The organism is Clostridium sp. YIM B02500 (assembly GCF_022324665.1).
GTDB lineage: Bacteria > Bacillota > Clostridia > Clostridiales > Clostridiaceae > Clostridium > Clostridium beijerinckii.
Genome location: NZ_JAKGTE010000020.1, coordinates 1 through 19,961, shown reverse-complemented (window position 1 = coordinate 19,961; position 19,961 = coordinate 1). Strand labels below are relative to the sequence as shown.

14 protein-coding genes are annotated in these 19,961 nt (G+C 30.8%); 1 reads left to right on the top strand and 13 read right to left on the bottom strand.

Features of this window, described 5'->3' with window-relative positions; all coding sequences use genetic code 11:
* Window positions 1-79 precede the first annotated feature (79 nt).
* From L1S46_RS16305 to L1S46_RS16280, 6 genes are all read right to left on the bottom strand, one after another.
* Entirely contained in the window at window positions 80-331 is a 252-nt protein-coding gene (locus tag L1S46_RS16305) for a TM1266 family iron-only hydrogenase system putative regulator (protein ID WP_238858932.1), read from the bottom strand.
* A gap of 352 nt (window positions 332-683) precedes the next feature.
* On the bottom strand, window positions 684-2,780 hold the full coding sequence (locus tag L1S46_RS16300; RefSeq protein ID WP_238900442.1) for a glycoside hydrolase family 36 protein: 2,097 nt from the start codon (window positions 2,778-2,780) through the stop codon (window positions 684-686).
* A 209-nt stretch (window positions 2,781-2,989) separates the two neighbouring features.
* Window positions 2,990-5,203 (bottom strand): alpha-galactosidase, encoded by a 2,214-nt coding sequence (locus L1S46_RS16295; RefSeq protein WP_238858934.1) that lies wholly within the window; start codon window positions 5,201-5,203, stop codon window positions 2,990-2,992.
* 58 nt (window positions 5,204-5,261) lie between these two features.
* Window positions 5,262-6,092, bottom strand: coding sequence for a carbohydrate ABC transporter permease (locus L1S46_RS16290; RefSeq protein ID WP_077856483.1), 831 nt, complete (start codon window positions 6,090-6,092; stop codon window positions 5,262-5,264).
* Window positions 6,093-6,108: 16 nt separating this feature from the next.
* Window positions 6,109-7,047, bottom strand: coding sequence for a sugar ABC transporter permease (locus L1S46_RS16285; RefSeq protein WP_238858935.1), 939 nt, complete (start codon window positions 7,045-7,047; stop codon window positions 6,109-6,111).
* Window positions 7,048-7,102: 55 nt separating this feature from the next.
* Window positions 7,103-8,395: a sugar ABC transporter substrate-binding protein gene (locus L1S46_RS16280; protein WP_238858936.1), complete on the bottom strand. Its 1,293-nt coding sequence runs from the start codon at window positions 8,393-8,395 to the stop codon at window positions 7,103-7,105.
* Window positions 8,396-8,845: 450 nt separating this feature from the next.
* Between L1S46_RS16280 and L1S46_RS16275 the strand changes: the two genes are divergently transcribed.
* Window positions 8,846-9,706: an AraC family transcriptional regulator gene (locus L1S46_RS16275; protein WP_017210078.1), complete on the top strand. Its 861-nt coding sequence runs from the start codon at window positions 8,846-8,848 to the stop codon at window positions 9,704-9,706.
* A gap of 203 nt (window positions 9,707-9,909) precedes the next feature.
* On the opposite strand, the gene L1S46_RS16270 is transcribed toward L1S46_RS16275, so the two are convergent.
* The 7 genes from L1S46_RS16270 to L1S46_RS16240 form a co-directional block, all read right to left on the bottom strand.
* Window positions 9,910-10,743, bottom strand: coding sequence for a DegV family protein (locus tag L1S46_RS16270; protein WP_238900441.1), 834 nt, complete (start codon window positions 10,741-10,743; stop codon window positions 9,910-9,912).
* A gap of 483 nt (window positions 10,744-11,226) precedes the next feature.
* Window positions 11,227-12,423 carry a multiple monosaccharide ABC transporter permease gene (gene mmsB / locus L1S46_RS16265; RefSeq protein WP_023973620.1) on the bottom strand — a complete coding sequence of 399 codons (1,197 nt, stop codon included), beginning with the start codon at window positions 12,421-12,423 and terminating at the stop codon, window positions 11,227-11,229.
* Between the two features lie 12 nt (window positions 12,424-12,435).
* Entirely contained in the window at window positions 12,436-13,971 is a 1,536-nt protein-coding gene (gene mmsA / locus L1S46_RS16260; protein WP_012060605.1) for a multiple monosaccharide ABC transporter ATP-binding protein, read from the bottom strand.
* A gap of 70 nt (window positions 13,972-14,041) precedes the next feature.
* Window positions 14,042-15,181: a multiple monosaccharide ABC transporter substrate-binding protein gene (chvE, locus tag L1S46_RS16255; RefSeq protein ID WP_012060606.1), complete on the bottom strand. Its 1,140-nt coding sequence runs from the start codon at window positions 15,179-15,181 to the stop codon at window positions 14,042-14,044.
* A gap of 207 nt (window positions 15,182-15,388) precedes the next feature.
* Entirely contained in the window at window positions 15,389-15,661 is a 273-nt protein-coding gene (locus L1S46_RS16250) for a hypothetical protein (RefSeq protein ID WP_012060607.1), read from the bottom strand.
* Window positions 15,662-16,322: 661 nt separating this feature from the next.
* Window positions 16,323-17,930 (bottom strand): FGGY-family carbohydrate kinase, encoded by a 1,608-nt coding sequence (locus tag L1S46_RS16245; RefSeq protein WP_238858939.1) that lies wholly within the window; start codon window positions 17,928-17,930, stop codon window positions 16,323-16,325.
* Window positions 17,931-18,534: 604 nt separating this feature from the next.
* On the bottom strand, window positions 18,535-19,961 hold a 1,427-nt coding region (locus tag L1S46_RS16240; protein ID WP_238900440.1), incomplete at its 5' end, for a transketolase.

Here is a 19,961-nt window from a genome sequence, read left to right as displayed (position 1 = left end):
ATTAATGCTTTTTTCATCCAATTTTGGCAAAGGCTAAAATATTAATTAAAGCTAACCTATTTATTACTATATTTAATATTTATTTAGCAGTTTTAGAATACATTGTTTTTACATTTATTCCTTCGATCATACCAAGTTTTCCTGATAATGAACTTATTATATCATTGGTAGCATCTATTACGACGCTTATTATACCTATATTCTTTTCTCTATAAGGTATGCCCATTCTCCCAACCATATATTGCGAATATTCATGCAAAATATTATTAAGTTTATCTGTTGAATTCATATCCTCCACTATAATTCCTATCAATGCGATTCTTGTATCCATATTCTTTATTCCTTTCAAGAAGAAAATATTTTTAAATTCACCGTATTAATCAGCAATTATCTATTTTCAATTGCAATAAAAAATCCCAGTGCCACAAAAAGGCGCAGGGATAGCGTACATATCTCTATCTATAATACCGCCTTGTCATTTGGGACGAACCCTCATGTGTTTCAGAACGATCATGTGTTAAGAGTCTTTCTTCTTGGAATTCCCCCTTAAAGTCAGACTACATTTATATTTTATCATAAAAGCATATTTTAGCAATACTCATCATTTCTATAAAAAATTAAATTATCATGTTTAACTCTTTTTTTTAACTATCTCTTTCCAGTAAACCATGTAAATACTATTTTCACCACCTTATCTCGAGAATTCTTCCACTATAATTATGTTTATTTCTAATGATTAAAATATTCTTAATTTTATTTATATTCCAGCTTAAATCTACGTCTTCAGGATACCCAATTTTTACAGATATATTTTCTCCATTAAATTTTTCCAATGGAATCTCTATAATATCATTTTCACTTTGCATCCTCCATAAAGCAAGATAACATACTCTACTACATAACAGTCCATATGCTATCCATTCATCGTCCAGAGATGGCATTTTTATTGGCCAAAATGGTATTCCATTTGGTATATCATGTCTAATACTTTTATAATACTTAATTCCATCTTGAATATATTTAAAAGATTCATTATTTATTTCTGCTAAATGCCCACTCTGATGAATTCTACATAACATAGAATTTACCATGTTACATATTACTTCTTCTTTATCCCCATCTCGCAATGGATAAGACCAAACTGCACATTGTTCTGGAGTAACTAAAGATGGTACCGCTGCTGCAATTGCTGCATTTTTTCTATAATCTGTTTGGTCACTGCTTGATTGTATACTATGTCTTTGCAATAAGGCATAATCCATTCTAAGTCCACCACTACCACAATTCTCAATAACTAAGTCAGGATATCTTTTAAATATTTCGTCTAACCAAGCTAAATATGCTCTATTATGACCTAATAGTCCTTCACCGGCACTATCAGCTTTGTTATCAGTACCAATCCCCATATTAATATTATAATCCATCTTTATATATCCAACACCATACTCTTCTGCAACTCTCTTTATAATTCCAGTTGCAAACTTTCTAACTTCTGGATTTCTATAATCTAATTGATATCTTGAATGATCCTTTATTCTCTTTCCATGCCTCATAAAGAACCAATCATCAGGTAATTTGTCTGCTAATGAACAATTTATCCCCATTACCTCAAGTTCAAGCCAAAGCCCTGGAATCATTCCTTTCTCTCTTATATAGTCTAGAGGTTCTTTAATACCATTTCTAAATCTCTCTTTAGATGGCAGCCATTCTCCAACACCATCCCACCAAGGTCCATCACTATACCATCCACAATCTATGCAAAAATACTCACAACCAGCTAGTGATGCAGTATTAATAAGAGGAATTAGTTTTTCTGTAGTAGGATCACCAGATAAACAATTCATATAATCATTAAAAATAACTGGTAATTTTCTATTATCATCATTTTCTCTTCTTATTCTACGCCTATATTTAGTCATAACTTCTATTCCTGCCTGCAATCCTCCACTTATGCTTGTAACTGCGACTTGTACTGTTTCAAAGCTTTCATTAGGTTTTAGTTCTTTCCAGAAATGATTTTCTGCTTCTGAAGGCCCGCTCAATTTTAAATACAACATATTCATTATGTCACTGATTTCCCAATTCCATGAACCATTATGCTCTATTTGCCACATGTAACCATTACTTATTTCTGTATTTTCTATAAATCCTAGAGGCGCATACTGACAGGTTGACCAATTTCCTGTATTAGAAACTAACAATCTATTTGTTGATTCGTCTTCCACATGGAATATTCCAACATCTTTTAATGAATATTTCTCCCACATACCTTCACCACACCACTCATTATGAGGAATATATATCTTCATTTTATCTTCTCTGTCTAATACTCCGCCTCTATCAATACCAGTTAAAGCAAATGAAGTTATATACTCTATTCCAACACTTCTTTCACCTTTATTTTCTAAAATGCTCCATGTTCTAACGATTTGTAAATCATTATAAAATTGAAATATTACTTTTGCTTCAATTTTTGTAATCTTGTCAACTAAGTTAATAGTAATTCTTCTTCCTTCTTTTAGAATTTCATCATTATGACTCTCATAAATCATCCTATGTCCGGGCAGAGTTCCTGTATGTTTTACTCCTCTATGATTTAATTGATTTTCTCCTGTAAATTGCAATTCTAATAATCTACATTTTTCTTTTTCATCTTCACTTAATTTATTAAACTGTTCAAAAGGAAGATATGAAAAATGTAGCAATCTTATATCTCTATCTTTAGTTAATTCTAATACAATATTTAAATTATTCTCATTAATTTTTATATATTTACTCATCTATCTTTCCCCATTTCCTAAACATGCTCCCTAAAAAACACAATGGAGTAATTAATCAGAGATGCTTATTTCCTTATCTAGTTTTTAGATCCTTCATACTCTACATATAATTATCATTCGCATTCCATCCTGTTATTGTGTATAAATTACTATATAAATAAGCAGTAGATAAAAAATCACGATTAACTTGCATATCTACTGCTTCTAAACTAATTATTTATTTCATTCAAATGATATATTGCTGAAGTGAAATCTCCACCATGTTCGCAAAAATCTTCTGATCTTACTGGAATTCCAGCAAACATTAATTCGTCTCCAAAAAAAGATTCTTCTTTATTATTATTTATATAATATTTTTTATTTTCATCTAATCCTTGTAACTTTATCCTCTTAAAACCTTCATTAGCTGTGTTAAGTATTTTATAATAACCAACTATTGCTTCGGATTTATCTTCTGAGACAACCATCCAAGAATTTAATTTATTTTCAAAAGGACTTATAAGCCTATAAAAAGTTCCCTTTTGTATTAATTCTCTATTTTCTTTCATAAATTTAACTTGTTTCTTCACAATCGTTCTTTCTTCTTCGGATAAATGATTTAAATCTAACTCATATCCAAAAGCTCCAAAATAAGCTACATTTGCTCTAGTTTCTAGTGGCGTTATTCTAAAAACTTGTTGGTTCGGAACTTCAGATACATGAGCCCCCATGCAGCTTATTGGGTAAACATATGAAGTTCCATATTGTATTTTCATACGTTCAACTGCATCGGTATTATCACTTGTCCATCCTTGTGGTGCATAATAAAGTATCCCCGGATCAAATCTTGCACCACCACTCGAACATGATTCAAATAAAATGTGTGGAAATTCAGATGTTAATCTTTCATATAATGCATACACTCCTAAAATGTATTCATGCATTACCTTTCCTTGATTTTCCGCAATTGCAGATACACTATAACATTCAGTCATATATCTATTCATATCCCACTTTACATATGATATTGATGCCTCTCTGAATACCTTTGACATTGCATTATAAATATAATCTACAACTTCTTTTCTAGAAAAATCTAATGTATACTGATTTCTACAATGGGATGCCGTCCTATTTGGTGTATGGATAATCCAATCTGGATGAGCTCTGTATAAATCACTATCTTTATTTACCATCTCTGGTTCAAACCAAAGTCCAAATTTCATACCCATGTTTTCTATCTTCTTTGAAAGTCCAACTATTCCATCTGGAAGCTTTTTAGTATTTACATACCAATCTCCAAGCCCTGCTTTATCATTATTTCTACTTCCAAACCATCCGTCATCTAACACAAATAGCTCTATGCCTAATTCACTTGCTGTTTTTGCAATATTTAATATTATCTCTTCATCAAAATCAAATGTTGTAGCTTCCCAATTATTTATTAGAATTGGCCTTGCCTTATCTCTCCAATAGCCTCTAGCAAGTCTGGTTCTATATAATTTATGGTAAGCCTGACTCATTCCGTTTATTCCTTTATCAGAATAGGCCATTACAACTTCTGGAGTTTGAAAACTTTCATCTTTATTTAGTATCCATTCAAACATACTTGGATGAATTCCTAACATAATTCTAGATGTATCATGCGTATCAACAAGAACTTCACCCAAAAAATTCCCACTATAAACCAAGCTAAATCCATACACTTCGCCCTCAAACTCAGTTGTGCTTGGTCTCTTCAAGGCTATAAATGGATTATGCTCTGCACTACTTGTCCCTCTTAAACTGTAAATTGATTGAACTCCATGGTCTAATTTTTTATTTCTTATATGTCTTTCTCTACTCCAAGCTCCAGAAAGATGCACCATTTCGTAATCATAATCTGGTAAATCTATACTACAACTCATCGCCTTTGTTAATGTAACTTTATCTTCTCCTTCATACATAAACTTTGTATTCCTTGTTATTATTGGAAAATCTTCATATATGGTGTAACTTAATATTAATCTTGTACTAATCAAATCATCATATAATATTATTTCTAAAGTTTGTGCTTCTTTCTCATTTTCCACATAGGTAGCTGGAAGTTGTTCTAACTTCTTTTTACCTTGAAAAATATTATAGGATTGAAATTGAAAATTAGTAATTTTACTTCCATTTTCCTGCTTTATCTCAAATGCAGGATACCGAAAATCTGTTGTCCCATAAGAAGGATATTCCTGCCTAGTATGTTGCAATGAGAAGAAAGTATCCCCTTCAAATACATATGCTGCTAAAGGACGCATCCCTCCTTCAAAAAGATATGAAAATGATTCTTTATGATGTATCCTCTTCCCATAATATAAATTTCCCAGCTCATTATTATCTAGTATTTTTATGATATAACTTATCTCTTTATTGTATAAATGAAATTCCTTTGATTTTGCGTTGAATTTAATTGCCATGTTACTACTCCTCCCCATGTATTTCTGCAAATTATCTTTGTTCATTAGAATTATTGAATTAAAGTTTTCCACCTGAAGTTGCTATACCCTCTATAAATTGTTTCTGGAATACAATATAAATTGCAAGCATTGGCCAAATGGCAAGTACAGACGCAGCCATCAATTGAGGATAATTAACAGAATATGCACTTTGAATTTTTGCAAGTGCCGATGATAAAGTTGCGGAATCAGCACTAGAATTAATAATTAGCGGCCACATTAAATCCTTAAATGCAAATAATGCTGTAAATATCCCAAGTGCAACCAGGCCAGACTTAGTTAAGGGTAACATAACTTTTAAAAAGGTTTGTCCTATATTGCAACCATCAAGCCTTGCAGATTCTTCTAATTCTTTTGGCAATCCCATAAAGAATTGCCTTAACAAAAATGTACCAAATGCACTTACAAGTCCTGGAAAAAGAAGCGCAAATATTGAATTTCTCATTCCAATTTTATCTACCATCAAATATTGTGGAATTATAAAAAGTTGAACTGGAACCATCATTTGAAATAACACAATTCCAAATAAAAAATCTCTTCCTGGGAATTTTAATCTCGCAAAGGCATAAGCTGCCATAGCGCTAAAAGCCACTGAACAAAATATCCTTAAAAACATCATTGCAAAAGTATTAAAATATAATATAATAAAATTGTTTTGTCTTATTGCTTCAAAGTAATTCTCAATCTTCCACTCTGATGGAAAAATAACATATGGATTCATTGAAGTAGACTCTGATACAGTTTTAAATGATGTAAGTATCATCCAAACAAACGGTAATATCATAATTACTACTCCAAGAAATAAAAATAAGTGTATAAATAATTTTGAAGCATCTCTTTTCATTTTCATAATATAGTTCCCCTTTCTACATGTAATTAACCCATTTCTTCTGTGCTTTCATTTGAAATACTGTAATTATCATAATAATAGCAAGAAGTAACATTACTATAGCTGAACCATATCCTTTATCTGCATACTTAAATGAGCTATTATAAAATAAATAAACTAACGATACTGTCTTATCATATGCAGGACTAGCGACATCAATCATCATATAAATGACATCAAATACTTGCATTGCCTGAATTATACTAGTAACAACAACAAAAAATAAAGTTGGGGATACAAGCGGTAAAGTAATATTAAAAAATTGTCGTACTGGTTTTGCTCCATCAATACTTGAAGCCTCATAATAGTCTTTTGGTATTTCCTGAAGGCCTGCTATAAGTAAAACCATACTATATCCAACTGTACTCCATATTCCAATAATAGCTATAGAATAAAGAGCAATATTAGGGTTATCGATCCAATCTACAGGTCCAATTCCAATTTTAGATATCATATGATTAATAAGACCAAATTGATTATTATATAACCATTTCCAAACCATTGTTATTGCTGCCGGTGCAGCAACCATTGGAATAAAATATATTGTTCTATAAATACCTTTTCCCTTAATCTTGGAATTCAATAATACAGCTAATACCATTGCTATTATTACTGTTACTGGTACAACTATAATTGTATATTTCAAAGTATTTCCTACTGCGTACCATACTTGGACATCTCCAAACATCTTTTTATAGTTATTTAAGCCAACAAATATATTTCCTTTTCCAAAATCCCCACTCCTGAAAAAACTTAAATATAGAGTTTCAATAATAGGAATAATATTCAATATTATAAGTCCAATAATAGTAGGAGCGACTAAAAAATATGCCCATTTCCACTCATTAATTGTTCGTTTTGATGGTTTTCCTACATTTACTGTTATATTTTTTGCCATATATTCATCTCCTATCATATTTATTTTAAAGATTACGGCAACATACTTGCTGCCGTAATCATAAATAATTATTTTATTTTTCCTCTTTTAATGCATCATTCATCATTTTAGCAGTATCTTTACAAGCATCTTCTACTGTCTTTTCTCCAGTAAATGCACCTTTTAACATTTCATATGCCTTATCTTCCCATTTTGCAGTTGTATTAGAATATGGTCGTATTTGTGCATATTTAACCATATCAACAAAGCATTTTATATTAAATGTTTTGTTTGAATTTATCCATGCATCAGCTGTACCATTATAAGCAGAAATTGCAACTCCAAGTTCAGCTTGCTTTGTCTGTCCATCTTTTGAGCTTAAATATTGAACCCATTTCCAAGCCTCTTCTGGATGCTTTGTATTAGCTGAAATTGCATTTCCAAGTCCATTGAAGATACTAGCCCTCTTTCCATCATTTGCTGAAGGTAATACTGTAACATTAAAATTCTTAGTCATATAGTCATTTGCTGCAAATCCACTTAAATTCCAAGAACCAAAAAACCCCATTGCGCATAGTCCATTTTGTAGTGTCTCTGCACGTGCTGCATCATCAAAAATTTTAGGTGACAATCCTTCACTAACAAATCTCACATAATATTTCATTGCTTCTATTGTCTTAGGGTTATCATATCCTGATACTTTATCATCAGTTATGATTGTTCCGCCATTTTGATATACAAAATTATAATATCCTTCTTGATTGTGTAAAGGTGCTAGGAATCCATATTGCTTTCCATCACCTGTTGTTAATTTTTTTGCTACTTCGTATAGCTTATCCCAGTTCCATGTTTCATCAGGGTATGAAATACCAGCTTTATCAAACATTGTTTTGTTATACCAAAGACCTATAGTATCATAATCCTTTGGAATAGCGTATTGTTTATTATTCAAATTATATATCTTCACCAACCCTTCTGGATAATTAGATAATTTCACATCATCACTTTTGTTAATTTTATCTGTTAAATCCATAAGCATTCCATTTGATGCATACCTATAAATTTCATTTGAATGCATCCAAAAAGTATCTGGCAGAGATCCTCCTGTAGCTGCCGCCTCTAACATTGTCCAATAATCGCTCCAACCCGTTACTTGTATATCAATTTTTATCCCTGGATTTTTTCCCTCAAATTCATCTGCCATTTTCCTAAGACCTTTTTCCTGATTAGAATCCCAAATTCCATAAGTAATGTGTACATCTCCCCCACTAGATCCCTTAGCTGTGTCTTGTCCACCAGTTGCTGCAGAATTTGAACTACCACACCCAGCAAGTCCTGTAACAGCCATCATACTAGCTAAGATTAAAGAAACAATTTTCTTTTTCATTAAATTTCCCTCCTATTTTTGTACATATTCGATTTTGTAAACAAATATATTTTTAATATGTAGTTTGCAACACTAATATTAAAATCACATTCATCATTTTAATTTGTTCAAATTATAAGCAAATATATATATTATTATCGTTAAAAGGATTTAAGTAAAGCTTTTCAAAAATTAGCTAAAAACGAATTATATAGAATTTCTATATAATTTTGTTATTTTGCACATCGGGTGCTATTACTGCAGTATAAAGCGTTCTTTGGACTTTATTCACTTTCTATAATTAAATATTATCATTAAAAAATTCCGGAATACATAGAATAAACAAGCTAATAATATATACTTTTGCTATATTACTTAGTTATTGTTCAACTATAAACGCAAAAGTATATATTTTATGCTATAATGGAAGAAAATTTATCCATTTAACGTTTTCAAAAGGAGGTATACCATTTGGCCGATTTTAAAAGTTATATTTTTAATAACATAAATTATGTAGATATTATACTTTATCAATTTGGCTCAGAACGTTGTGATCCCCTACATTCATTTGGCCCCACGGTTAAAAATCATTTTCTTTTCCATTATGTTTTATCTGGAAAAGGAAGACTCTACTCATTTAATAAAGGAACACAAAATGACTCCTCCATTTATACTATAAAAGCGGGGGAAGGTTTCTTATTAACCCCAAATATAATTAACACTTATGAGGCTGATAAAGATGATCCCTGGAATTATGTTTGGGTAGAATTTGAAGGCTTAAAAGCCCAACGATATCTTGAAGAAATAGGTCTATCAAGCAAAAATCCAATTTTTACACCTAAAGAATATAATAATGATGATAATTCTATAAAGGACAATCTAATGTTTTTATTAAATAACCCAAGTGCTCCTGATTCAGCTATTTTAGGTCATCTTTATTTATTCTTCTATGCTCTACTAGAAAATTCAAGTTTTAATAACACCAAAAGTGCTAGTAATCTTCAAGAATTTTATGTAAGAGAAGCTATAAATTACATTGAAAAGAATTATAACAATAATATTTCTGTTGAAAATATCGCAAAATGGTGTAACTTAGATAGAAGTTACTTTGGTAAAATATTCAAAAACTCTATGAAAACTACTCCTCAGGAGTTTTTAATTAAGTATAGGTTGTCTAAAGCATGCGAAATGTTGAAGGATAATAATATATCTATTAGAGAAATTTCTGAACTAACTGGATATCCAAATCAGTTTCACTTTTCTAGATCCTTCAAAGAAGTCTATAATATGTCTCCTAGGCAATGGAGAAATCAAAATAAAACTAAGTTATAACTTCTTCTATATTCAAAAAATAAGCAAGCTTTACATTAACTATATTAACTAATGCAAAGCTTGCTTTATATTTCTTATTTTATTAAATATTTTCTTAGGATTATTTACTGATATCATTCATCTAAATATTTTATGTAATGACATTCTCATAAATCAAAATAGCTAACTGTGAAATTATATAATTAATATTTTATAATTTAGCGTTAGTAGCAAATTACAATCCCACCATCATCAGCATAAACAGTACTTAATCCGCTTCCTTCAAAAATTATTATATCTTCAAAGTTATACTTGTTTTTTATTTCTTCCTTAAGCTTTTCTGCTTTTTCTCTTGCATTTATATGCCCTATTCCTAGAACCTTATCTTTAAAATCGCTGCCTTCTTCACCTATTAGGTCTATTAGTCTATTAAATGCCTTTTTCTTCCCTCTTACTTGCTCTTTTAGCACAATTTCTCCATCGTTAGCAGTCATAATTGGAGTAACTTGCAGAAGTGATCCCATTAAAGCTTTTGCACTGCTTATCCTACCATTCTTAACTAGGTTGTCCAATTTATCTAAAACAAATAATGTCTTCATATTTTCTATGTATTCAGTAACTTGCTCTACAATCTGAGAATTATGTGCTTTTTCTTCAATTAACTTTTTTATTTTTAAAACAACTAGATCAGCTCCAGATACTGCTGTCTTACAATCGAATACATGAACGAAACTTTCTGGAAACTCTTCTTGAAACATTTCCTTTGCCAATACAGCACTATTATGTGATCCACTTAATTTACCAGAAATGGTTACAACAAAATTATTTTTACACTTTTTTAAAGCTTCTAGAAAATCATGTGGCGATGGGCATGCTGTTTTAATTTTGTTTTTGCTGCTTTTCATTTTTTCAAGTAGATCATTTATATTTACATTCTTATCAACGATTTCTTCATCATCAATAATAATTTTAAATGGAATTCTTTCCATATACTCTTCATTTCCAAAAACTTCATTATTAAAATCAACACAACTGTCTACTATTATTCTAGTATTCATTTTATTCCTCCATCTTTTTCATTTGTAGTTCTAATACTTTATCTATCAACTCATTTAATTAATAACGCTTGCCTAAATTAATATATAATTGTCCACTAAATTATATATTAATTTTACTATTATTAGTAGTTCTTTTTTTCTTAACATATATATTGAAAAAGTAATCCTTCATTATAATTCTAAAAATATCACAAGAATTTTAGCCGCAATTGTGAATCGTTGAAATGTGAATTGTGAATTTCAACACATATGCATATCTAAAAATAAAGTATTATAAGTAGTACTATCTAATACTTACTCTTAACGATATATCTTTCAAATTATACGTAATAGTAAAAGGTAAGTTCTGCACATATATAAAATATTTAGTGCAGAACTTACCTTAACCTCATACATTTTCTTTTTCTTAATTTATTTAACACATTTTATTAACAAACTATGCTTTAAAGTTTGAAGAAACCATTTCTTATATTGCTGCTATATTTATTTCTTTTTCTTTGAATATAAGTCGAATACTACAGCGAATAATAATACAAATCCTTTGATAGCTTGTTGCCAGTTATTATCAACTCCCATTAAAGACATACCATTATTAAGTACTCCCATTACAAGTCCACCAACAACTGCTCCCAAAATTCTTCCAGTACCACCTGCTGTAGATGCACCACCTATATAGCAAGCTGCTAAAGCATCTAATTCGAAGTTAACACCAGCTTTAGGTTGTGCTGAGTTAACACGTGCTGCATAAGCGAGTCCTGCTAATGCTGCCATCAATCCCATATTTACAAATACTAAGAATGTAATCTTATCAACGTTTACACCTGATAAAGCTGCTGCTTTTTTATTACCACCAACTGCATATACTTGTCTACCAAATACTGTTTTAGTAGTAATGAATGAGTAAATTGCTATTAATACTCCTGCTATTATTAATATATTTGGTATACCTTTATAAGATGCTAATACAAAGCTTCCACCCATAATTACTACAACTGATATTATATTTTTAGCAAGGAACATTGAATTATGATCAACATTGAAATTATATTTTTGAAGTTTCTTTCTTCCTTTTATATTATTAAACACCATGATTGCTGATAGTATAACACCTATAATCATTGCTGATCCTACTAAGTAAATATCACCCATTTTAAAGTAGAATAGTGGAGGTATGAATCCAGATCCTAAGTTCGCAAATTCATTTGGGAATGGAGCTATTGTCTTACCATTTAATATTATCATTGAGAATCCTCTAAAGATTAATTGTCCCGCTAATGTTACAACAAATCCTGGAATTGCTTTATACGAAATCCAATATCCTTGTACAGCTCCAACAGCTGCACCTATTAAAAGTGATAGAACAACAGATACTACCGGATTCATTCCTTTATTAACCATAAGAACACCGGCTATTGCTCCAACAAAGGCACACACTGAACCAACCGCAAGATCGACCGTACCTACAATAACTACTAAAAGCATTCCAACTGCAAGAATAAGTACGTAACCATTTTGCTGAATTAAATTTGTTATGTTAAGTGATTTTAACATAACTCCCTTAGTTAAAATCGAGAATATAACTACTACCACCAATAATGCAACTAGCATACCATTGTCTTTCATAAATTTATTAAATGTATTTTTTGCAACTTTTTTTTCTTCAACTCTTGCTTCACTCATTTTACTACCTCCCTATTTTGATGCAACAATTTTACTCATGATAACTTCTTGAGTAGCATCTTTCTTATCTAATTCTCCAATAATCTTTCCTTCGTTCATGACATAGATTCTGTCACTTAATCCAAGGACTTCAGGTAATTCGGATGAAATTACAATAACTGCTTTTCCTTGAGCTACCAAATCATTTATAATTGTATATATTTCGTATTTTGCTCCAACGTCAATTCCCCTAGTAGGTTCATCAAGAATTAGTAAGTCTGGCTCTGCATAAACCCATCTTGAAAGTACTACTTTTTGTTGATTTCCACCACTTAAGTTTCCTGTAATTTGTAATATACTTGGAGTTTTGATTTTCATTGATTTTCTGAATTCTTCTGCCGCTAAAATTTCAACTTGTTCATTTATAACACCATTATTAGAAATCTTACCTAATGAGGCTATTGAAATGTTATGACGAATATCATCAATCAGGTTTAAACCTGCTTCTTTTCTATCTTCAGTTACGTAAGCAATACCCGCATTAATTGCATCTTTAACTGTCTTAATATGAATCTCTTTACCTTCTTTTAAAATGCTACCAGAAATCTTTTGTCCATATGTTCTACCAAAAATGCTCATTGCAAGTTCAGTTCTTCCAGCACCCATAAGCCCGGCAATTCCAAGTACTTCGCCTTTTCTAACTTTTATATTTACATTATCAACCATTTTTCTATCCGGATAATCTGGATGATATACATTCCAATCCTTTATTTCAAACATCACATCTCCAATTTTAGGAGTTCTTTTTGGATAACGGTCTGTAAGTTCACGACCAACCATCCCTTTAACAATTCTATCCTCTGAGATTTGCCCTCCAGAGGCATCTAATGTTTCAATACTAGCTCCATCACGTAGTACTGTTATAGAGTCACATACTCTTGAAACCTCATTTAACTTATGTGAAATTAAAATACATGTAATTCCTTGTGATTTTAACTCTAACATTAATTTTAATAAATTTTCACTGTCATCCTCATTTAATGATGCAGTCGGTTCATCTAGAATTAATAATTTTACGTTCTTTGATAATGCCTTTGCAATTTCAATTAATTGTTGTTTACCAACACCAAGTGTGTTAACTATTGTATCTGGGTCTTCATCTAATCCGACCTTTTTAAGTAATTCTTTAGTTCTAATTCTTACCTCTTGCCAGTCTATAACTCCATGACTTGCAATTTCGTTTCCTATAAATATATTTTCTCCTATACTAAGATGTGGACTCAAAGCTAATTCTTGATGTATAATAACTATTCCATCTGCCTCACTGTCTTTTATGCCTTTATATTTACATGCCTTTCCATTATATAGAATTGCACCTTCGTATGATCCGTGAGGATATATTCCACTTAATACCTTCATTAAAGTTGATTTACCTGCTCCATTTTCTCCACAAAGAGAATGAATTTCTCCTGATTGCACTCTTAAATTAACATTATCTAGTGCTTTTACACCAGGAAATGTCTTAGTTATATTTATCATTTCAAGAATAATATCATTGTCTTTTAACATACGTCACGCCCCTCCTTATTTGAATGATAGTGGAACAAAGTTGTCCGCACTATCATTACTGCTGTTAATCTTATTTAGAAAGATCTGCTTCTTTTAAATATCCTGAATCAATTAGAACTTCTTTATAGTTTGTTTTATCTACAGATACAGGTTGACATAAGTAAGATGGTACAACTTTTACTCCATTGTTGTAAGTCTTCTCATCATTAACTTCAGCTTTTTGACCTTTAATAGCTGCATCGATTGTTTTAACAGCTTGAGCTGATAATTTTCTTGTATCTTTAAAGATTGTTGATGTTTGCTCTCCTGCAATTATAGATTTAATTGAAGCTGTTTCTGCATCTTGACCTGTAATTACTGGCCATGGAAGATCCCCTGAACCATATCCAACACTTCTTAACGCTTCTACAACACCACGGCTTATACCATCATAAGGAGCTAATACAGCATCAACTTTTTTACCACCTGAGTAGTTAGCAGTTAATATATTTTCCATTCTTGATTGTGCTAAAGCTCCATCCCATCTTAATGTACAGATTTCATCAAATTTAGTTTGACCTGAAACTACAGTTAATTTCTTAGAATCTATATATGGTTGAAGTACTTCCATTGCACCTTCAAAGAACATATGAGCATTATTATCATCTGGAGATCCAGCAAATAATTCTATGTTAAATGATTTTTGTGCATTTTTTAAATCTAATTTCTTTTCTATATATTGACCCATTTGGTTCCCTACAAGTTTATTATCAAAAGAAATGTAATAGTCTACATTTGCAGTATTTTTAATTAAACGGTCATAAGCTATAACAGGAATTCCTGCATCTTTAGCCTTTTGACAAACATCAGTTAAAGATTCACCATCGATATTTGCAATTACTAAGCCACTAACACCTTTTGTAATTAAGTTTTCTGCTTGTGATACTTGAGTTTCTACAACGTCTTCAGCATATTGAAGATCTGTATTATAGCCAAGATCTTTTAACTGTTTTACCATGTCATTTCCATCATTTATCCAACGTTCAGAAGATTTAGTTGGCATTAAAATACCTATTGTTTTTCCGCTTCCTGATCCCCCGTCAGTTTTTCCCTGTGACTCTGTTTTAGAATTATCTGCATCTGAGTTTGGAGCACTAGTTGTTACACTACATCCACCGATAGAACCTAGTAATGCCATTGATAATAACATAGCCATTAATTTTTTCTTCATAATATTTTCTCCCTTCAACTTCCCATATAATAAATTATAAATTTATATTTTCTTTTAATCTGCTTAATAGTTATCATTTCTGATAAATTAAAGTGGACTAAAAGTTAATATTCTAAATTATTAAAACAATATAATTTTTTTAATACACTTATAACCAAAAATTAAACTTTATTAATACGTTTTCATCAAGTTCAGACATGTTCTTATTTATTTTGACATATTATAAGTTAACTCAAGAATAACTAATATAGCCATAGCATTAGCATATTTACTACTAATATTGAATTTATACTCTGGATTCTTTCTCTTATAAATCATTGGTATTCCTACTCCAAGCAAAATGGCTAATCCAAATATAGCTAGTACACCAAAAGAAGAAGTAATTATTCCTGAATCGATAGAAATAAAATATAGTAATAAGCCAGGAGCTACTAGATAGTATAATAATTTGTTACATAAAGTAATGTGCTTTTCATTCATAAAATTCCTCCCCTATCCTAGTAAATATTATTGTTTAATGTTTGATTGATATTATTCATATAATTTGAATATATATCATGGAAAATACATTTTCCTATATATGCTCTATGATATATATCTTGTAAGTACATCAATATTCTTCTTTATTGTCATAATAAAAATTTACATTAACATTTATTTATATATGTATCTTGCTTGTACAAATTGAGAATAGCTTATCTTGTCACTTCTATCTGATACATATACTCTAACTCTTAATGTGTTATAATTTTAGAAGATAGCACTTGTTAATATGTTGTACGTACTTCATGTATTTATTATATATCGTTTTCATCACTATAGCAATAGTTTTTTTTATATTGTATGTACAATTTTATTATATTTCTTCACCAATGTGCATACATCTAGGATTCGTTGCAATAAAATGTTCAATTTTAACTTGTTAAACTAGAAATCAGAGCATGCTAAAGTATATATAAGCTGATTCTTAGCCGCTTCAATGATATTTTTACAATCTTTATGAATCGAAATATCTATAATTGAGGTGAGTTATAATATAAACACAAATTGTATATTTTTTATCTATTCCTTTATTATTTATAGATAATAGATAATAAGGTTGAATCCTTTTTATTGAATTCAACCTTATTAATCATACTTTCTATTTAAGGCTATCTATCGCTGTTCTTTCAATAGCAAGCCCACTAGTGTAGCGTTTTATAAATTCATTAAATCCTTCAACATCTTTAGAATCTGGATCTATTTTTGTACCTATTTGTCCTGCAAACACTTTATTTGTAAGATAATCGTCTAATGTCTCATTTTCATCTTTATTTATCATATAAGATGCAAGTACTGCAATTCCCCACGCTCCGCCTTCGGCAGCAGTTTCCATCACAGAAACTGGTGCATCTATAGCTGCTGCCATTATCTTTTGTCCTACACCTTTAGTCTTAAATAAACCGCCATGTCCTAACATTTCATCGACCTTAACACCTTCCTCTTTAAGAAGAAGGTCCAAACCAGTTTTTAGTGCTCCTAATGATGTAAATAAATGTACACGCATAAAATTAGCTAGATTGAATTTACTCTCTGCTGAACGTACAAATAGTGGGCGTCCTTCTTCAAAACCAGTTATATGCTCACCTGAGAAGTAATTATAAGCTAATAATCCGCCACAATCCGAATCCCCTTCAAGTGCCTTATTATATAGAGTTGCAAATAACTTATTCATATCAACTTCTACACCAAATGCCTCTGCAAATTCTTTAAATAATCCAACCCAAGCATTAAGATCCGAAGTACAGTTATTACAATGAACCATAGCTACTAAATTACCAGTAGGAGTTGTAACTAAGTCTATTTCTTCATATGCTTTTAATAATTCTTTTTCAAGTACGATCATCGCAAAAACAGATGTTCCTGCTGATACATTACCTGTACGCTTAGCAATACTGTTAGTTGCAACCATTCCTGTTCCTGCGTCACCTTCTGGAGGGCAGAATGGAATACCTGCTTTTAATTGTCCTGTAACATCTAAAAGCTTTGCACCTTCTTCAGTAAGTACACCTGCATTTTCTCCAGCTAACAATACCTTTGGTAAAATATCTCCAAGTTTCCATGAAAAATTCTTAGGAGCTACTAACTCATCAAATTGATCAATCATACGTGCATTATAATTCTTTGTATCTATATCAATAGGGAACATTCCAGATGCCTCTCCAACACCTATAACTTTTTCACCTGTTAATTTCCAATGAATATATCCTTCTAAAGTTGTTTGGAAATCTATATCAGCTACATGCTCTTCACCGTTTAATATTGCTTGGTAAAGATGAGCAATACTCCATCTTTGAGGGATATGGTAGTTAAATAATTTTGTTAATTCTTCTGAGGCTTTTTCAGTAATAGTGTTACGCCATGTACGGAATGGTACTAAAAGCTCTCCCTCTTTATTAAAAACCATATATCCATGCATCATAGCACTGAATCCAATTGCTCCTATTGTTTCAATAGTAACTCCATATTTTTCTTTGACATCTTCAGCCATCTTCTTATAACTATCTTGAACACCGGTCCAGATATCATCTAAACCATAAGTCCAAATATTATTAACATATTTATTTTCCCAATCATGGCTCCCTGAAGCTATTGGAGTATTATTTTCATCTATTAAAACTGCTTTAATTCTAGTTGAACCTAGCTCAATACCAAGCACTGTCTTACCATTAATAATGGCATTTTTTATATTACTCATCTCTAATCCCATAAAAACCTCCACTACGTGTAATTTTTTTAAATCGTTTACTTATTATGTGATAAATTTATATTATTATAGCTAAATTAAATAAATCTTAATTTTAAAATAATTTCTAATCTCTTCTGAATATCATTCCATTGTAATATTACTAAACCTAATACAAAATAACTCTTATAATCACCTAATGTCCAGTCCTCATACCGTTACCGTCCCCAGCTTAATGTAAGATCGGAATGCAATAATGACTAGACATTAGATAAATGATTTTATTAAATTCTAAAACTGCTTCATTGTCATATTAATTTATATACATTTATTAAAAATCTATAAATATATTTCTAACCAATGATTTATTATTTTAATTACATAATTTCACACTAATCTTTTCACACATCTTTATACATATCTTTTAATAATTTTAACTTTTATAATAATGAATAAATTGGTTTTAATATATTTATAGATTAATTAATTTACACACTTTTAATATAGATCTTTTTTATATCTGTTTCGCTATATTTATTAATATTTTAAGGTTAAATCTATTTTTCTAAAGTTTTACTATAATCACTAAATTTCCTCTACTATATCGTAGATTTAATTACTGTAACTTCTATTTCTTTGCTACATTAATAGCCTTTTCAACAACATTTTCTACAGTGAATCCAAATTTCTCGAATAGGATTTCTGCTTTACCTGACGCTCCAAAAGTATCTAAAGATATAACATCTCCATCAAGACCTACATATTTGTGCCATCCAAAGCTTGTTAATGCTTCTACTGCAACTCTAGCACGAACTTTATTTGGCATAACTGACTCTTTATAGCTTTCGTCTTGAACATCAAATAATTCAAATGATGGCATACTGATAACTCTTGCATCTATACCTTTAGCTTCTAATTCAGCTGCTGCTTTATAGATTAATTCTACTTCTGAACCTGATGCCATTAAAAGTACATCTGGAGTTTCTTTCTTAGAATCTTTTAAGATATATCCACCCTTTAATGCTCTCTTAGGACATCCATCATATAGTGGTAACTTTTGTCTTGTTAATACTAATGATGTTGGAGTAGTTCCATTAGTTACAGCATAATACCATGCTGCTGCAGTTTCTTTTGAATCTGCTGGTCTAAATACTGTCATATTTGGCATACTTCTAAGAGCTGCTAATTGTTCTATTGGTTCATGAGTTGGTCCATCTTCCCCTACTCCAATACTATCATGTGTTAATACATAAGCTACTGGAAGATTCATAAGAGCTGATAATCTCATAGCACCCTTCATGTAATCACTGAATACAAAGAATGTTGCACAGAATACTTTAAGTCCTCCATGAGCATACATTCCGTTAGCGATAGCTGCCATAGCATGTTCTCTAACTCCAAAGTGAAGGTTTGATCCACTTCTATCTTCTGCTGAGAAATCTCCTCTATCGTTCATATGAGTTTTGTTAGATGGAGCTAAATCTGCTGATCCTCCAATGAAGTTTGGAATTAGTTTAGCTAATCTATTTATCATTATTCCTGAAGATTCTCTTGTAGCCATTTCTTTATCAAAGCTCCAAAGTTCTTCGTTGTTTAATAAAGCTTCTTTATCAAGTTCTCCACTCATCCATTTAGTATATTCTGCTGCAAGTTCTGGATAAGCTTTTGCATATGCTTTGAATAACTCATTCCAAGCTTCTTCAGTCTTTTCACCTTTTGCTATGTGTTCATTCATATTTGTGTACACTTCGTCTGGTACGTAGAATGCAGGCTCTGTCTTCCATCCTAAGTTTTCCTTCATAGCAGTTACATTTTCAGCCCCTAAAGGTTCACCATGCGCTGAAGCTTTTCCTTGTTTTGCTGGACATCCAAAACCAATTTGATTTTTAACTATTATAATAGATGGTTTTGTTGTTTCTGCTTTAGCTGCTTCTATTGCTTTTTCTATAGTATCTATATCATTTCCATCTGCTACATTTAGTACTTGCCATCCATAAGCTTCGTATCTCTTAGCTACATCTTCTCTAAATGCTATGTCTGTATTTCCTTCAATTG